The organism is Achromobacter pulmonis (assembly GCF_002885955.2).
In the GTDB taxonomy this organism is placed as follows: domain Bacteria; phylum Pseudomonadota; class Gammaproteobacteria; order Burkholderiales; family Burkholderiaceae_B; genus Achromobacter; species Achromobacter pulmonis_A.
This window is the reverse complement of record NZ_POQS01000002.1, coordinates 1,004,623-1,019,314: the sequence shown is the minus strand read 5'-3', so window position 1 is coordinate 1,019,314 and position 14,692 is coordinate 1,004,623. Positions and strand designations below refer to the sequence as shown.

The window sequence follows — 14,692 nt, the reverse complement described above, 5'->3', positions numbered from 1 at the left end:
GAGAAAACCGATGCACACGAGGAGAAGAAGACTGCTGGCGGCCATGGGCGCGCTGGCCGGCCTGCCGCTGGCGCGCGCCGTCCGGGCCGCCGATTCGTCCTGGCCGGCGCAGCCGCTGCGCCTGATCCTGCCTTACGCCGCGGGCGGACCGACCGACGTGCTGGCCCGGGCGGTCGCGCAGCACGTGGCGCGCCAGCTCGGCCAGCCCGTGATCGTGGAGAACAAGACCGGGGCCAGCGGCAATATCGCCGGCGAAAGCGTGGCGCGCGCCAGGCCCGACGGCTACACCTTGCTGTACCACTCGTCCGGCCTGGCGATCAGCCCGGCGCTGTACCGCCAGCTGCCCTACGATCCGCTGCGCGATTTCGCGCCCGTAGCGCTGACGGCCTCGATCCCCCTGGTGCTGATGACGACGCGGAATCTGCCTGCGGCGAATACGGCCGAGTTCATCGCCTACCTCAAGGCCAGGCCGGATGCGCTCAGCTATGGCACGGGCGGGGTCGGCAACATCACCCATCTGAGCGTGGCGCTGTTCCTGCACGCCACCGGCACGCGCGCCGTCGGGATTCCGTTCAAGGGCACCAATCCGGCCATGGTGGCGATGCTGGGCGGGCAGGTGCAGTTCATGGTGGACGCGATAAGCTCGGCGCTGCCCTATATCCGCGACGGCCGCGTCAAGGCGCTGGCCGTGACCGGCGCGCAGCGCTCGGCGGCGCTGCCGCAAGTGCCGACGCTGCGGGAAGCGGGCCTGAAGGACCTGACCATGAACACCTGGCAGGGCGTGCTGGCGCCGGCCGCCACGCCGCAGCCCGCGATCCTGCGCCTGAACCAGGCGCTGGCCGAGGCCGTGCGCGACCCCGCCATCGCCGGCCCGTTCACGGCCCAGGGCGTGGACCTGCGCAGTTCCTCGCCGGCTGAGTTCCAGGCATATCTGGGGCAGGAGGTGCGGCGCTGGGGCGACGCGGTCAGGATGGCGGGCATACAGCCCGAATGAATATGTCGGCCCGGCGCGCGCCGGGCTCGCCAATGGAACAGTCTTGCGGAGACAAGCATGAACATCAGGACCCTGGCCATTTCGGGATTGCTCGGCGCCGCGCTGGCGCTGGGCGGCAACGCCCGCGCCGCAGCCGATTACCCCTCGCATCCGGTGAAGATCGTCGTCTCGCTGCCGCCGGGCAGCGGCGCCGACACCACCGCGCGCTTCCTGTCCAAGCATCTGGCCGACAAGTTCGGCCAGCCCTTCATCGTCGAGAACCGGCCGGGCGCCAACAGTTTCATCGCCGCCCAGGCGGTGGCGGGCGCGGCTCCCGACGGCTACACCATGTTCGTGGCCAGCAACTCGCCCATGACGACCAACGCGGCCGTATTCAAGAGCCTGCCGTACGACGCGATCAAGGACTTCTCGCCGGTGGCGCCGATCGCGCGCTTTCCGATGGTGCTGGTGGTTCCGGCCAATTCGCCGTACCGCAGCGTGGCCGAACTGGTGGCCGCCGCCAGGAAGGCGCCGGGGCAGCTCAACTTCGCCAGCGGTACCGCCACCTATCAGGTGGTGCTGGAACTTTTCCACGAGCAGAACGGCATCAAGGCCACGCACGTGCCGTACAAGGGCACCTCCGCCGCGCTGGCCGACCTGGCCGGCGGCGTGGTGCAGTACAGCCTTGCCGACGTCAGCGCGGCCCTGCCGCTGATCCGCGGCGGCAAGCTCAGGCCGCTGGCCGTGACCAGCGCGCAGCGCATCAAAGACCTGCCTGACGTGCCCACCATGCAGGAGGCCGGCACCAAGGGCTACGAAGCCTACGCCTGGACGGCCGTGTTCTTTCCCGCCAAGGTCGATCCCGCCATCGTCGCGCGCATGTCCGAGGCGGTCCAGGCGCTGGTGCGCAGCGACGCGGGCCGGGCCTTCATGGCCGGCCTGGGCGGCGAGTCGTTCGTCGGCGGCCCCGAGACGCTGGCGAGCTTCCAGAAGGAAGAACTCGAATCCATGCGGCGCATCGCCAAGCTGGCCAACATCCAGCAGGAATAGCCGGACCGGCTCAGGCCGCCGCCGCGGCTGGCGGCCCGGCACGCATCAGCCGGCAGGCCATGTCCACGAAATTGGCGCTGGTCGCGGTGGCGTTGTCCGGGTGCACGGCCAGCGCGATGCCCACTTTGATGGTGTCGGCCAGTTGCGAAACCGGCACCAGCCGCACCTTGCTGCCGGCCTGGCGGCGGGCCACCGCCGGCACGATGGCCACGCCCAGCCCGCTTTCCACCAGGCTCAGTATGGTCTGCACCTGGATCGCCTCCTGGGCGATGCGCGGCACCACGCCGGCCTGCTGGAACGCATACATGACCAGCGCGTGCATGCCGGGCACGTGCGTGCGCGAATAGCCGATGAAGGGCTCGTCGGCCAGGTCGCGCAGCGCCACGTCCTCGCTGGCGGCATGGCGGCTGTCGGCCGGCACGGCCAGCATCAGATGGTCCGGCTGCAAGAGCGTGATGCGGGCCGCGGTGGGTTCGAGCACCGGAAAGCGCACCAGCGCCACGTCCAGCGTGTGCGCGTCCAGCCGGCGCAGCAGATCGATGGTGGTGGACTCCTCGATGATCAGGTCCACGCGCGGGAATTCCTTGCGGAACGCCGACAGCAGCTGCGGCATCAGCGAATAGGTGGACGAGCCGACGAAGCCCACCTTGAGCACGCCCTGTTCGCCGCTCGCGCCTTCCTTGGCCGCGCGCCGGATCTCCTCGGCGTAGTAGAGCGTGGTGCGCGCGTAGCGCAGCACGACCTCGGCGGCCGGCGTGGGCCGCAGGCCGGCCGGCAGCCTTTCGAACAATTGCACGCCGAGTTCCTGCTCCAGCTTCTTGATGGCGGTCGACAGCGGCGGCTGCGCCATGTGCAGGCGCTCGGCGGCGCGATGGAAATTGAGGGTCTCGGACAGGACCAGCAACTGCTTGAGCTGGCGTAGCTCCACGGGCGTCTCCTGATGCGCCGGGCTCGCGATATTTATGATGTATTGCCCGGTCCACATCTAATATTAGACCGGGATGCAGGCCCCGTGTAGATTGCCATGAAGCCCGCGCGCAGCGGGCTTGCACGGCACTTTACGATCACGGTAATGCGCGCGCCGGCGCCGTGCGGCGCGCGCTGCGGGGACCACATTGGGCGCTATCGACGAAGCACTGCAACTGGCCGCGATACCCGCGCAGGACGAGGCCCTGCGCGCCAGCGTGCGCGCCTTCCTGCGCGAGGCGCTGCACGACATGCCGGCCGACCGCCGCGCGCGCTCGTGGATGGGCTACGACGCCGAGTTCAGCCGCGCGCTGGCGCGCCAGGGCTGGCTGGGCCTGACGCTGCCGGCCGCATACGGCGGCGGCGAACGCAGCAACTACGCGCGCTTCGTGCTGAGCGAGGAACTGCTGGCGGCCGGCGCGCCGGTATCGGCGCACTGGATCGCCGACCGCCAGACGGCGCCGCTGATCCTGCGCTACGGCTCGCAGGCGCAGCGCGATTTCTATCTGCCGCGCATCATCCGGGGCGAAGCCTTTTTCGCCATCGGCATGAGCGAACCCGACACCGGCTCGGACCTGGCCAGCGTGCGCACCCGCGCCACGCCGCAGGGCGGCGGCTGGCTGCTGAACGGGCGCAAGATCTGGACCACCAACGCCCATCGCTCGCACTACATGTGCGCGCTGGTGCGCACCTCGGGCGCGCCCGAAGACCGCCATCGCGGGCTGTCGCAGATGATCTTCGACCTGACGCTGCCCGGCATCGAGATCCGCCCGATCCGCGACATCACCGGCGACACGCATTTCTGCGAAGTCCTGTTCGACAACGTGCGCCTGCCGGCCGATGCGCTGGTGGGCGAGGAAGGCAGCGGCTGGGCGCAGGTCACGGCGGAACTGGCGCTAGAGCGCAGCGGCCCCGAACGCATTTATTCCAGCATGGTGCTGATAGACGGCTGGCTCGCCCACCTGCGCGCGAACGGCGCGCCCGAGCCCGCGCAGGTGCGCCTGGCGGGCCGCCTGGCCGCCAACCTGGCGGTGCTGCGCGCCATGTCGCTGGCCGTGACGCGGCGCCTGAACGAAGGCGCCGACGCCGGCCTGGCGGCGGTGCTGGTCAAGGACCTGGGCACCGGCTTCGAGCAGGCCGTACCCGAATGGATAGGGCAGGCCCTGCGCGCCGGTCCGGCGCCGGACGAGGTGCTGGCGCGCACGCTGGCCTACCTGACGTTCATCAACCCGACGTTTTCGTTGCGCGGCGGCACCCGCCACATCCTGCGCGGCATCATCGCGCGCGAACTCGGCCTGCGCTAGCGCGCCGCCCCGGACCCTGAGGACATGGCATGCCGCAATCCCTCCAGCAAGACCTGTATGACGAATTCTCGCGCGCACTGGCCGGGCTGTGCCCGCTGGAGCGCGTGCGCGAGATCGAGGCCGCAGCCGACGCGACAGACCCGCAAGGCGTGGCCGCGCGCACCTGGCGCGAGATCGACGCGCTCGGCTACGTGGACGCACTGACGCCGGCCGACCTGGGCGGGGCGGGGCTGTCGCTGGCCGACGCCGAGGGCCTGTGGCGGGCGGCGGGCGCGGCGGCGCTGCCGTATCCGCTGTCCGACACCATGCTGGCGCGCGCCCTGTTGCGCAGCGCCGGCCAGCGCGTGCCCGAAGGGCCGATCGCGCTGGCCCGGGCGCTGCCCGGTCCCAGCGGCCTGCGCTGCGCCCAGACGCCGGGCGCCGGGCTGGCGCGCAGCGTGCTGGTGCAACGCGACGGCGGACTGCTGCTGGTGGCCGCGCCGGCGGTGTCCGCGCCCGGACTGTTTCGTCCACGCGCCAGCGCCGCGCCCGCCTGGAGCGAGTCGCCGGCCGTCCTGGGCCGCGTGGCCTTGCCGGACGAGGCGGTGCAGGCCTGGCGCAACGCCGCCGACGCGGCCGGCATCGCCGGCGCGCTGCAGGCGGTGCTGGACCGCTGCGTCGCCTTCGTGGGCGAGCGCCAGCAGTTCGGCCGGCCTTTGGGACGCTTCCAGGCCATCCAGCAGGAAATCAGCGTGCTGGCCGAACAGGCGGCCGCGGCCGCCATGGCGGCGCGCATGGCCTGCGCCAGCGGCGCCATGCTGCCTGACGCCGCGCTCGCGGCCAGCGCCCGGCTGCGGGCATGCGAAGCGATACCCGTCGCCTGCGCCATCGCCCACGCCGTGCATGGCGCCATCGGCATCACCGAAGAGCTCGCGCTGGGGCTCTACACCACCCGCTTGCACGAATGGCGCGCCGCCGGCATGAGCGAAGACGATTGCGCCGAGCTGGTCGGCCGCCGGCTGATGGCCAGCGACAGCCGGACCCTGCTGGAATTCGTGCGCGGCATGATGGCCGCGATCGCCGCCTGATTCTTTCAACACCGAGGTTCCCATCCATGTCCCATCCCGATCCCGTCGTCATCGTCGCCGCGCAGCGCACTCCCATCGGCGCATTCCAGGGCGCGCTGTCGCACTACACCGCGCCCCAGCTCGGCGCCCATGCGCTGGCCGCCGCGATGCGCCAGGCCGGGCTGGCCGCGGATGCGGCCCAGGAGGCGCTGATGGGCTGCTGCCTGTTCGCCGGCCTGGGCCAGGCGCCGGCGCGCCAGGCCGTGCTGGGCGCGGGGCTGCCGACCACCGTGCAGGCCACCACGCTCAGCAAGATGTGCGGCTCGGGCATGAAGGCCGTGACGCTGGCCCATGACATGCTTTGCGCCGGTTCGGCCGAGCTGGTGCTGGCCGGCGGCATGGAATCGATGAGCAACGCGCCGCACCTGATACCGCGCGCGCGCCAGGGATACCGCCTGGGCGACGGGCAACTGCTGGACCACATGTACCGCGACGGCCTGCAGGACGCCTACGAAGGCCACTTGATGGGCTATTACGCCGACCTGGCCGCGCGCGAGCACGGCTTCACCCGCGCCGAGCAGGACGCCTATGCCGAGCGCAGCGTGCTGCGCGCCCAGCACAGCGTCGCGCATGGCGCGTTCGCCGCCGAGATCGCGCCGATGGCGGCGCGCCCGCGCCGCGGGGCGCCGCAGGGCGAACTGGTGGCCGAGGACGAAACCCCGGGCCAGTGCGACGTGTCGCGGCTGGCCAGCCTCAAGCCCGTGTTCACCGCCGACGGCACGGTCACGGCCGGCAACGCTTCGTCCATATCGGACGGCGCGGCCGCGCTGGTGCTGACCCGCCAGAGCCACGCGCAGACGCTGGGCCTGACGCCGCGCGCGCGCATCGTCGGCCATGCGGCGGCGGCCTTGCCGCCGGGGCAATTTCCGGCGGCGCCGGTGCACGCGATCTCGCGTCTGCTCGACCGCGTCGGCTGGAGCCGCGACTCGGTCGACCTGTACGAAATCAACGAGGCCTTCGCCGTGGTCACGCTGATCGCGCTGCGCGAACTGGGCCTGGCGGCCGAACGCGTCAACGTCGAAGGCGGCGCCTGTGCGCTGGGCCATCCGGTGGGCGCGACCGGCGCGCGCATCATCGTCACGCTGCTGCATTCGCTGCAGCGGCGCGGACTGCGCCGCGGTGTGGCCTGCCTGTGCCTGGGCGGCGGCGAGGCCACAGCCATCGCCATCGAAACGCTTTGATCCGGCGGCGCGCCGCCATCGCAACGGAGACGCACACATGGGACCTCTGGCTGGAATCCGCATCATCGAACTGGCCGGGATCGGCCCCGGGCCCATGGCGGCCATGCTGCTGGCCGACATGGGCGCCACCGTGCTGCGGATCGAGCGCAAGGAGCCGGCCGACCTGGGCGTGAAGCGCGAGCTCAAGTACAACCTGCTGTTGCGCAACCGGCGCGCCATCGCGCTGGACCTGAAAGACCCGCGCGCCGTCGCGCTGGTGCTGCGGCTGCTGCGCAAGGCCGACGCGCTGATCGAGGGATTCCGGCCCGGCGTGACCGAACGCCTGGGCCTGGGGCCGCAGGCCTGCCTGGCCGAGAATCCCCGGCTGGTCTATGGCCGCATCACCGGCTGGGGCCAGGACGGGCCGCTGGCGCAGGTGGCCGGGCACGACATCAACTACATCGCCGTCACCGGCGTGCTCGACGCCATCGGCCGCGCCGGCCAGCCGCCCACGCCGCCGCTGGCGCTGGTGGGCGATTTCGGCGGCGGCGGCCCGTACCTGGCGCTGGGCGTCCTGGCCGCCATCATCGAGGCGCGCCAGTCCGGGCAGGGGCAGGTGGTGGACGCCGCCGTGATGGACGGCGCGGCCTCGATGGCCACCGCGTTCTTCGGCCTGGCCGCGTCCGGCGCGTGGCGGCCCGAGCGCGGCGCCAACATCCTGGATTCCGGCGCGCCGTTCTACGACGTCTACCAGTGCGCCGACGGCCTGTGGCTGTCGGTCGGCCCGATAGAAAAGCGCTTTCACGAACTGCTGCTGCGCGAGCTGGGCCTGGACGACGAGGCGATCCGCGAACTTGGCGACCACCAGGACCGGGACACCTGGCCGCGCCTGCGCGCGGTGCTGCGCGAGGCGTTCGCCCAACGCGACCGCGACGACTGGTGCGCCCGGCTGGCGCTGCTGGATGTCTGCGTGGCGCCGGTGCAGACGCTGCGCGACGCGGCGCAGCACCCGCAGGTACGGGCGCGCGGGACGCTGGTGGAGATCGACGGCATCACGCAGCCGGCGCCGGCGCCGCGCTTCAGCAGGACGCCCAGCGCCCGGCCCACCGCGCCGCAGCCCCCGGACCCGGCGGCCTTGAAGGACTGGCTGGATGCCGAAGAACTGGAGGCGTTCGGCATCCCCGGAAACTGAGGGGCGCGAGGCAGCGGTTATTGTATGGCGTTATAACGTACGATTATTTGCATATAACCGAGGAAGATTTTGTCCGCCGCCGCAGCCGTCGCTCCCAGCAGCACCTCCTATGAACTCTCGCCGCGCGAGCAGCGCGGCAACATCGCAAGACTGACCGTCGCCCAGGCGCTGGCCGGCGCGAACTCCGTCGTGGTCTACGCCACCGGGGCCATCGTCGGCGACATGCTGGCGCCGGACAAGTCGCTGGCCACCTTGCCGATTTCCGTTTTCGTGGTGGGCATGGCGGCCTGCATCATGCCCGCCGGCGCCATCGCGCGGCGTCACGGCCGGCGGGCCGCGTTCCTGGCCGGCACCGGCTGCGGGATGCTGGTGGGCCTGCTGGCGGCCGCGGCCATCGTGCTGAGTTCGTTCTGGCTGTTCTGCCTGGCGACTTTCTTCGGCGGCGCATACGCCGCCGTGGTGCTGTCGTTCCGCTTCGCGGCGGCCGACGGCGTCTCGCCCGCGCTGCGGCCGCGCGCGCTGTCTTTCGTGATGGGCGGCGGCGTGGTGGCGGGCGTGGTGGGGCCGCAGCTGGTCACCCACACCATGTACCTTTGGCAGCCGCATATGTTCGCCGCCACCTTCCTGGTGCAGGCCGCGGTCGCGGCGCTGTCGGCGCTGGTGCTGCTGGGCGTGCGGCTGCCGACGCCGAGCGCGGCGGAAGTGGCGCAGGGACGGCCGCTGTCGGTCATCGCGCGCCAGCCGCTCTTCATCACGGCCGTGATCTGCGGCGCGGTGTCCTACATGCTGATGAACTTCCTCATGACGGCTGCCCCGCTGGCCATGCACCTGTGCGGCCACAGCCAGGAGAACGCCAACCTCGGCCTGCAATGGCACGTCATCGCGATGTACGCGCCCAGCTTCTTCACCGGCCGGCTGATCGTGCGCTTCGGCGCCGGGCGCGTGGTGGCGGCGGGCCTGCTGCTGACCGGGCTGGCCGCGGCCGCCGGCCTGAACGGCATCGACGTGGCCCACTTCTGGCTCACGCTGATCCTGCTGGGGGTGGGCTGGAACTTCGGCTTCGTGGGCGCGTCCGCGCTGGTGCTGGAATGCCATCGCCCGGAAGAAAAGACGCGGGTGCAGTCGCTCAACGATTTCGTGGTGTTCGGCACCATGGCGCTGGGCTCGTTCGCCTCGGGCGGGCTGCTGGCCGCGTACGACTGGGACACGGTGCTGTGGGTGTCGTTCGCGCCGCTGACGCTTGCGGTCGTGGTGCTGGGCGCGGCGGCGCGGCGCATCGGCCGCCGCGACCGGGCCTGAGCCGCGCGGGAATGTGGCTTGCTGGCCTCCGGATCTTACGCAATCGAGCGTTGGAACCAGGAGGCTTCAATGAAACCGAATCTGAAACCGTTGCGCGACCAGGTCATCGTCATCACGGGCGCCGGCAGCGGCATCGGCGCCGCTACCGCGCGCATGGCAGCGAGCCGGGGCGCCAGAGTGGTGCTGGCCGGACGCCAGGAAGAGGCGCTGCAGCAGGTGGCCCAAGAAATCGGGCAGGATGGCGGAACCGCCATATGCGTGGCCGCGGACGTGGGCGTGCAGGACGATCACGAACGTATTCTGGCCCAGGCCGTGGAACGCTTCGGCCGTGTCGACACCTGGGTGAACAATGCCGGGGTGTCGATCTACGGAACCCTGGAGGAAGTGCCCATCGAGGACCAGCGCAAGCTGTTCGAGACCGACTACTGGGGCGTGGTGTACGGCTCCTTGACGGCGGTGCGGCACATGAAATCGTCCGGCGGCGCGATCATCAACGTGGGCAGCGAAGTGTCCGATCGCGCCGTGCCCCTGCAAGGCGCCTATTCGGCGGCCAAGCACGCGGTCAAGGGATATACCGACGCGCTGCGGATGGAACTGAGGCAGCAGGGCGCGCCGATTTCGGTCACCCTGATCAAGCCGGCTTCGATCTCGACCGGTTTTACCGTCCATGCCCGCAACTATATGGACGCGCAGCCCGACCTTCCGCCGCCCGTATACGCGCCGGAGATGGTCGCCGAAGCCATCCTGCACGCGGCCTGCCATCCGGTGCGCGACCTGTACGTGGGCAGCGCTTCCCGCGCCATCGGGGCGCTGGGCCAGAACATGCCGGGGCTGGCCGACCGCATGGCCGGGTGGCTGTTCCGGCGCCAGCGCGGCCCGGCCCGCACGCAACAGGGCACGGACTCGCTTTACGAGGCGGGCGGCGAGCATCCGGCGGTGCAGCGGACCGGACGCAGGCATAGCGTCTATACCCATGTGGCGATGCACCAGCGCGCCACGCTGCTGACGACGGTGGCGCTGGCCGGCGGCGCGGCGCTGTGGCTGGCGCGCGGCCGGCGTTGAGGTGCGGACGGCGCTCAGGCGGGCTTGAACACCATGAGCCAGAAGATGGCGAGAAAGGCCGCCAGCGCCGGAAATCCCAATATGAACCAGGCGCGGAAATAGCGCATGAAGCTTGGCGAGAGCGGCTGTCCCGCGGCGGCGCAGCGGGACGCGCTGTCGCGCATCCGGATCTGCAGCCAGACCACCGGCAGCCAGCATGCGATGGCCAGCGCATACAGGCCCAGTGACCACGCCACCCACGGCGTCGTCAGCGGCAGTTGCATCAGGTGGATCAGATACAGGCCGGTCAGCGGCTGGGCGACGGCCGTGGTCGCGGTGAACAGCCAGTCGGCGACGACCACGATGCGGGCCACGGCGGCGACCGTGCGCGGCTCGCGCTGCAGCACCACGCACAGCAGATAGAAGGCCGAACCGATGCCGGTCCCGAACAGCAGGGACGACGACAGTATGTGCAGCAGTTTCACCAGCAGATAGTCCATCAGCGCCTCGCTTTGCTGCGGGCGGCGAGGGCGAGCAGCGCCAGCACGGCCAGCATGGGAAGATTTTTCGATATCGGGCCGAATGGATGCAGCCATTGCTCGGGCAGTCGCCAGCTGATGATGGCCGTGTAGGCCAGGATCAGGCCGATCTGGGCCCGCCACAGCAACACCGCATCGACGCGCCGCCAGGCCAGCGTGAGAAGGCCGAGGACCAGGTCCAGCGCCGCGGCGCCATACAGCGAGGCCGGCGCCAGCGCGGCCGGCACGCCGGCCCGTTCCAGCAGGGCCAGGCTGTCGCGCACGGGATAGCCGAATATCGACACCGCGGCGGTCCACAGCCAGACGGCGGCCAGGCTCAGGCGCAGCAGCGGCAGCATATTGTCCAGCGCGGCCCGGCTCCACAAGGCCTGGCGCAGGTCGGCGTCCACGAAGTCCTGCGGCGGCCGCGGCGCGCGGCCCAGCGCCGCGCTGAACGCGGACGGGTCCGCGGTGTTGCCGCGCTCCAGCATGGACAGGCTTTCCGGGTTGAACAGGCTGCCCGGCAGATGCCGCCCGATGCGCGCGGCCGCGCGCGTCAGGCCGCCGGGCAGCGCAATAACGCGCTGGCGTGCGTCCACGCCCAGACCGCGCCGCAGCGCGGCCAGATAGTCGCGCAGGCTCAGCGCCTGCGGGCCGCAGAAGGCGATCGTCACGACCCGGTCCGGCGGCGAGGCCAGTAATGCCGAAACGCCCGCCACCACATCCTGGACATGGACCGGCTGGATCTGTTGCCGGCCGCCGCCGGGCAGCGGCAGCAGCGGCCAGAGCGCGAGCCGGTCGAACAGCGCGGCGCTTGCGCCACCGGGGCCGTACACCAGCGAGGGCTGCACGATGTGAGCAGGCATGTCCAGCGCGCGCAGCGCATCGTCGGCGGCGCGCTTGCTGCGGTGGAATTCCGAGGCGGCGCCGGCGTCCGCGCCCAGCGCCGAGAAATGGATGACGCGCACGCCGCGCTGGCAAGCCGCATTGAACAGCGCGACGGGCGCGGCCCCGTGTACGGCGGCATAGCCGTTGTCCGCGCTGTCATGGAATACGCCGACCGTGTTGATCGCGGCCTGCATGCCGTCGAGCAGTGGCGCCCAGTCGGCGCTGCGGTCCATGCGGCGGAAGTCCGCGGGCACGAATCTTGCGCCGCGCATGCCCAGGTCGCGCGGGGTGACGGCGCGCACCGGGCAGACCAATTCGTGGCCGGCGTCCAGCAGGGCCGCGAGCAGCCGGCTTCCGATGAAACCGTGGGCGCCGGTGAGCAGGATTTTCACGACTCGTTCTCCACATTCCGCCGCGGGCGGGGCGGCGTCAGCGCAGCAAGCCTCATGCCGCCGGAGGCCCCAGCACAGGAGGCATGCACCATGCGGGTTTGGCGCGACGCATTTTTCGAAGGACTGCGCAGCGGCACGCTGGCCAGCCTGTTCTCGGTCGCGATACTGACGGCGGCGGGCCGGATCGAGCACGGCCGTGCGGCGCCGCCCATCAACGCCATCAGCCACTGGATATGGGGAGCGCGGGCCCTGCGCAAGAACAGCCCGACATGGCGCCATACCGCCAACGGCTATCTGATCCACCATGCCGCGTCGATATTCTGGGCCACGCTGCACGCCCGTGCGACCGGCGTCGGCCAAGGGCCGCGGCCGATCGGGCGGGCGCTGGCCGAAGGGCTGTGCACCGCCGGCGTGGCCTGTTTCGCGGACTATCGGCTCACGCCCGAGCGCTTCAGGCCCGGTTTCGAACACCGGCTTTCGCGCGGCGCGCTGCTGCTGGTCTATGCGGCGTTCGGACTGGGCCTGGCACTGGGGGCGCGCGCCTGCCGCAGCGCGGCGGCGTCCGGCCAGCGCCTTACCGTCCGTCCGCGTTGAGCGGCGGCGCCACCGCTTCCAAGGCGCGCCGCTCGGCGTTGACCGGCAGGCGCAGCGCCACCAGCCCCGCGCCGGCCATGAGCGCGGCGGCCAGCGCATAGCCCAGCGCCAGCCCGTCGCGCTGGCCGCTGTCTATCAGCCAGCCATACAGCGCCGGGCCGGCGAAGCCGCCGATGCCGGTGCCGGCCGCGTAGAACAGCGCGATGGCCACCCCGCGCATCTCGATCGGAAACACTTCGCTGACCGTCAGATAGGCCGAGCTGGCGGCGGCCGAGGCCACGAAGAATATGGCGGACCAGCACAGGGTCTGCGTGCGCGCGTCCAGCCAGCCGGCCTGGAACGCCGCGGCCGTCAGCGCCAGCCCGATGCCGGCCGACAGATAGGTCGCGCAGATCATCTTGCGCCGCCCCACCAGGTCGAACAGCGGCCCCAGCAGCCAGGGCCCCAGCACGTTGCCGAGCGCGAAGGGCAGGATGTACCAGCCCGCTTCTGCGTCCGGCACGCCGTAGAAGCGCGTCAGCACCAGGGCGTAGGTGAAGAAGATGGCGTTGTAGAAAAACGCCTGCGCCAGCATCAGCGCCAGGCAGACGCCGCTGCGCGCCGGGTAGGTGCGCACCAGCACGTGGGCCACCTCGCGCAAGCCCGGCGTTCGCGCGCTGCGGTAGGCGATGCGCCCGGCGGCGGCGGGCGGCAGGCTGCCGCGTTCGCGCCGCACCTGCGCCTCGATGTCCTGCACGATGCGCTCGGCCTGCGCCGCGCGGCCTCGCGCCAGCAGCCAGCGCGGGCTTTCCGGCACGTCGCGGCGCACCCGCAGGATCACCAGGGCCAGGACGGCGCCGGCCCCGAACGCCAGCCGCCAGCCCAGGTCGGGCGGCAGCAGCCGTTCGTCCAGTAACGGCAGGCTCAGCCCCGCGCCCAGCGCGGCGCCCAGCCAGAAGCAGCCGTTGACCGCGAGATTGACGCGGCCGCGCACGCGCGCCGGCACCAGTTCGTCGATGGCGGAATTGATGGCCGCGTACTCGCCGCCGATGCCCAGGCCGGTGGCCCATCGGCAGGCCGCGAAGTAAATGAAGTTGGGCGAGAAGGCCGTCGCCAGCGTGGCCGTCATGTAGATGGCCAGCGTCGCGAGGAACAGGCGCTTGCGTCCCAGGCGGTCCGCCATGCGCCCGAACAGCAGCGCGCCCAGCACGGCGCCGGCGACGTAGAGCGAACCCGCCGCGCCGATCTGCGCGGCGGTGAGGCCCAGCGTGCCGGGCCGCGTCAGCACGGCCCCCAGCGAGCCGGCCAGCGTGACCTCCAGGCCGTCGAACACCCAGGCCGCGCCGAGCGCGCCGACCATGCGCCAGTGCCAGCGCGACCACGGCAGGCGGTCGAGCCGCGCGGGTATGTCGCTGCCGGGGTCGGCGCACGGCATGGTCTGGCGCGCCGCGCTATCCCAGGCGCTTGAGGATGCGCGCCACGCGCGCGATGCCGCCGGTGCCGCTGGCCGCGCGGCCCACCAGCGCGGTGCCGGCCAGCGTGTACAGCACGCGGCGCAGCGGCGTGCGCCCGCGCATGCCGGCCAGCATCAGCCATGCGCCCAGGGCCAGCACGGCAAGGTGCTCGCCGGGCAGGCCGGGGCGGGCGTCGTCGATCTCCTTGAGGCGGCGCAGCAGGCGCGGCGATGCGCGCCCCGCGCCCGTGTCCTCGTCGGTGGCGTCGGCGGGTTCGATGTCCTCGTCCGGCACCTCATGGTCCTGGGCGCGGCCGCTGGCGCGCGCAAAGCGGGGAAGGGGGCGGGGGGCGGCGTTGGGCATGATGACACCTCGGGGCTGGCGGCGCTCGGGGCCGATCCGTCGCGCTCAGCAAGCGCCGTGCCCGCGCGTCAGTGGTTCTCCTTGGCGTGGTTGATCGTGTACTTGGGGATTTCCACGGTCAGGTCCTCATGGGCCAGGATGGCCTGGCAGCTCAGGCGCGAGTGCGCCTCCAGCCCCCAGGCGCGGTCGAGCAGGTCGTCCTCGCAATCCTCGACCTCGTTGAGGGTGTCGTAGCCTTTGCGCACGATGCAGTGGCAGGTCGTGCAGGCGCAGCTCATGTCGCAGGCATGTTCTATTTCTATGCCGTTCGCCAGCAGGGCCTCGCAGACCGAAGTGCCGGCCGGCGCCTCCAGCACGGCGCCCTCGGGCGCCAGGTCGGCATGGGGTAGAACGGTGATCTTGGGCATATCGTG

General features: G+C 71.5%; 15 protein-coding genes. 9 read left to right on the top strand and 6 right to left on the bottom strand.

The window, feature by feature from the left end:
• Window positions 1–10: 10 nt before the first annotated feature.
• Together C1I89_RS11010 and C1I89_RS11005 are read left to right on the top strand one after the other, a co-directional pair.
• Window positions 11–994: a Bug family tripartite tricarboxylate transporter substrate binding protein gene (locus C1I89_RS11010; RefSeq protein WP_102772765.1), complete on the top strand. Its 984-nt coding sequence runs from the start codon at window positions 11–13 to the stop codon at window positions 992–994.
• A gap of 57 nt (window positions 995–1,051) precedes the next feature.
• The gene (locus C1I89_RS11005; protein ID WP_102772764.1) at window positions 1,052–2,023 is read left to right on the top strand and encodes a Bug family tripartite tricarboxylate transporter substrate binding protein; all 972 of its coding nucleotides are present in this window, start codon (window positions 1,052–1,054) and stop codon (window positions 2,021–2,023) included.
• 10 nt (window positions 2,024–2,033) lie between these two features.
• Here the strand turns inward: C1I89_RS11005 and C1I89_RS11000 are convergent, their stop codons facing one another.
• On the bottom strand, window positions 2,034–2,951 hold the full coding sequence (locus tag C1I89_RS11000; protein ID WP_348639093.1) for a LysR family transcriptional regulator: 918 nt from the start codon (window positions 2,949–2,951) through the stop codon (window positions 2,034–2,036).
• 187 nt (window positions 2,952–3,138) lie between these two features.
• On the opposite strand from C1I89_RS11000, the gene C1I89_RS10995 reads away from it, so the two are divergent.
• The 6 genes from C1I89_RS10995 to C1I89_RS10970 all read left to right on the top strand — a co-directional run bounded on the left by C1I89_RS10995 (window position 3,139) and on the right by C1I89_RS10970 (window position 10,112).
• A complete protein-coding gene (locus C1I89_RS10995) occupies window positions 3,139–4,293 on the top strand; it encodes an acyl-CoA dehydrogenase family protein (protein WP_102772762.1) in 1,155 nt (384 codons plus the stop codon).
• 29 nt (window positions 4,294–4,322) lie between these two features.
• A complete protein-coding gene (locus C1I89_RS10990; RefSeq protein WP_102772761.1) occupies window positions 4,323–5,360 on the top strand; it encodes an acyl-CoA dehydrogenase family protein in 1,038 nt (345 codons plus the stop codon).
• Window positions 5,361–5,386: 26 nt separating this feature from the next.
• Complete coding sequence (locus C1I89_RS10985; RefSeq protein ID WP_102772760.1) at window positions 5,387–6,580, top strand: thiolase family protein; 1,194 nt, start codon at window positions 5,387–5,389, stop codon at window positions 6,578–6,580.
• Window positions 6,581–6,617: 37 nt separating this feature from the next.
• Window positions 6,618–7,751: a CaiB/BaiF CoA transferase family protein gene (locus tag C1I89_RS10980; protein ID WP_102772759.1), complete on the top strand. Its 1,134-nt coding sequence runs from the start codon at window positions 6,618–6,620 to the stop codon at window positions 7,749–7,751.
• Window positions 7,752–7,820: 69 nt separating this feature from the next.
• Window positions 7,821–9,050, top strand: a complete 1,230-nt coding sequence (locus C1I89_RS10975) for an MFS transporter (RefSeq protein ID WP_102772758.1) — start codon at window positions 7,821–7,823, stop codon at window positions 9,048–9,050.
• 69 nt (window positions 9,051–9,119) lie between these two features.
• On the top strand, window positions 9,120–10,112 hold the full coding sequence (locus tag C1I89_RS10970) for an SDR family oxidoreductase (RefSeq protein ID WP_102772757.1): 993 nt from the start codon (window positions 9,120–9,122) through the stop codon (window positions 10,110–10,112).
• Between the two features lie 14 nt (window positions 10,113–10,126).
• Here the strand turns inward: C1I89_RS10970 and C1I89_RS10965 are convergent, their stop codons facing one another.
• Together C1I89_RS10965 and C1I89_RS10960 are read right to left on the bottom strand one after the other, a co-directional pair.
• Complete coding sequence (locus tag C1I89_RS10965) at window positions 10,127–10,591, bottom strand: DUF2269 family protein (protein ID WP_102772756.1); 465 nt, start codon at window positions 10,589–10,591, stop codon at window positions 10,127–10,129.
• Complete coding sequence (locus tag C1I89_RS10960; protein ID WP_102772755.1) at window positions 10,591–11,889, bottom strand: SDR family oxidoreductase; 1,299 nt, start codon at window positions 11,887–11,889, stop codon at window positions 10,591–10,593. The genes C1I89_RS10965 and C1I89_RS10960 overlap by 1 nt, the downstream gene beginning before the upstream one ends.
• Before the next feature lie 90 nt (window positions 11,890–11,979).
• Here C1I89_RS10960 and C1I89_RS10955 point away from each other — a divergent pair, with 90 nt between their 5' ends.
• Entirely contained in the window at window positions 11,980–12,483 is a 504-nt protein-coding gene (locus C1I89_RS10955; protein WP_102772754.1) for a hypothetical protein, read from the top strand.
• Here C1I89_RS10955 and C1I89_RS10950 read toward each other — a convergent pair.
• From C1I89_RS10950 to fdx, 3 genes are all read right to left on the bottom strand, one after another.
• Entirely contained in the window at window positions 12,464–13,897 is a 1,434-nt protein-coding gene (locus C1I89_RS10950; protein WP_102772753.1) for an MFS transporter, read from the bottom strand. The genes C1I89_RS10955 and C1I89_RS10950 overlap by 20 nt on opposite strands.
• A gap of 16 nt (window positions 13,898–13,913) precedes the next feature.
• Window positions 13,914–14,279 (bottom strand): hypothetical protein, encoded by a 366-nt coding sequence (locus C1I89_RS35180; RefSeq protein WP_258231388.1) that lies wholly within the window; start codon window positions 14,277–14,279, stop codon window positions 13,914–13,916.
• A gap of 68 nt (window positions 14,280–14,347) precedes the next feature.
• Window positions 14,348–14,686, bottom strand: coding sequence for an ISC system 2Fe-2S type ferredoxin (gene fdx, locus C1I89_RS10940; protein WP_102772752.1), 339 nt, complete (start codon window positions 14,684–14,686; stop codon window positions 14,348–14,350).
• Window positions 14,687–14,692 lie beyond the last annotated feature (6 nt).

Excerpts from the sequence above, each read along its gene's own strand:
- C1I89_RS11010 (WP_102772765.1), top strand. The coding sequence starts at position 11 with ATGCACACGAGGAGAAGAAGACTGCTGGCGGCCATGGGCGCGCTGGCC.
- C1I89_RS10980 (WP_102772759.1), top strand. The coding sequence starts at position 6,618 with ATGGGACCTCTGGCTGGAATCCGCATCATCGAACTGGCCGGGATCGGC.
- fdx (WP_102772752.1), bottom strand. The coding sequence starts at position 14,686 with ATGCCCAAGATCACCGTTCTACCCCATGCCGACCTGGCGCCCGAGGGC.
- C1I89_RS35180 (WP_258231388.1), bottom strand. The coding sequence starts at position 14,279 with ATGCCCAACGCCGCCCCCCGCCCCCTTCCCCGCTTTGCGCGCGCCAGC.
- C1I89_RS10990 (WP_102772761.1), top strand. The coding sequence starts at position 4,323 with ATGCCGCAATCCCTCCAGCAAGACCTGTATGACGAATTCTCGCGCGCA.
- C1I89_RS10965 (WP_102772756.1), bottom strand. The coding sequence starts at position 10,591 with ATGGACTATCTGCTGGTGAAACTGCTGCACATACTGTCGTCGTCCCTG.
- C1I89_RS10985 (WP_102772760.1), top strand. The coding sequence starts at position 5,387 with ATGTCCCATCCCGATCCCGTCGTCATCGTCGCCGCGCAGCGCACTCCC.
- C1I89_RS10970 (WP_102772757.1), top strand. The coding sequence starts at position 9,120 with ATGAAACCGAATCTGAAACCGTTGCGCGACCAGGTCATCGTCATCACG.
- C1I89_RS10950 (WP_102772753.1), bottom strand. The coding sequence starts at position 13,897 with ATGCCGTGCGCCGACCCCGGCAGCGACATACCCGCGCGGCTCGACCGC.
- C1I89_RS10955 (WP_102772754.1), top strand. The coding sequence starts at position 11,980 with ATGCGGGTTTGGCGCGACGCATTTTTCGAAGGACTGCGCAGCGGCACG.
- C1I89_RS11005 (WP_102772764.1), top strand. The coding sequence starts at position 1,052 with ATGAACATCAGGACCCTGGCCATTTCGGGATTGCTCGGCGCCGCGCTG.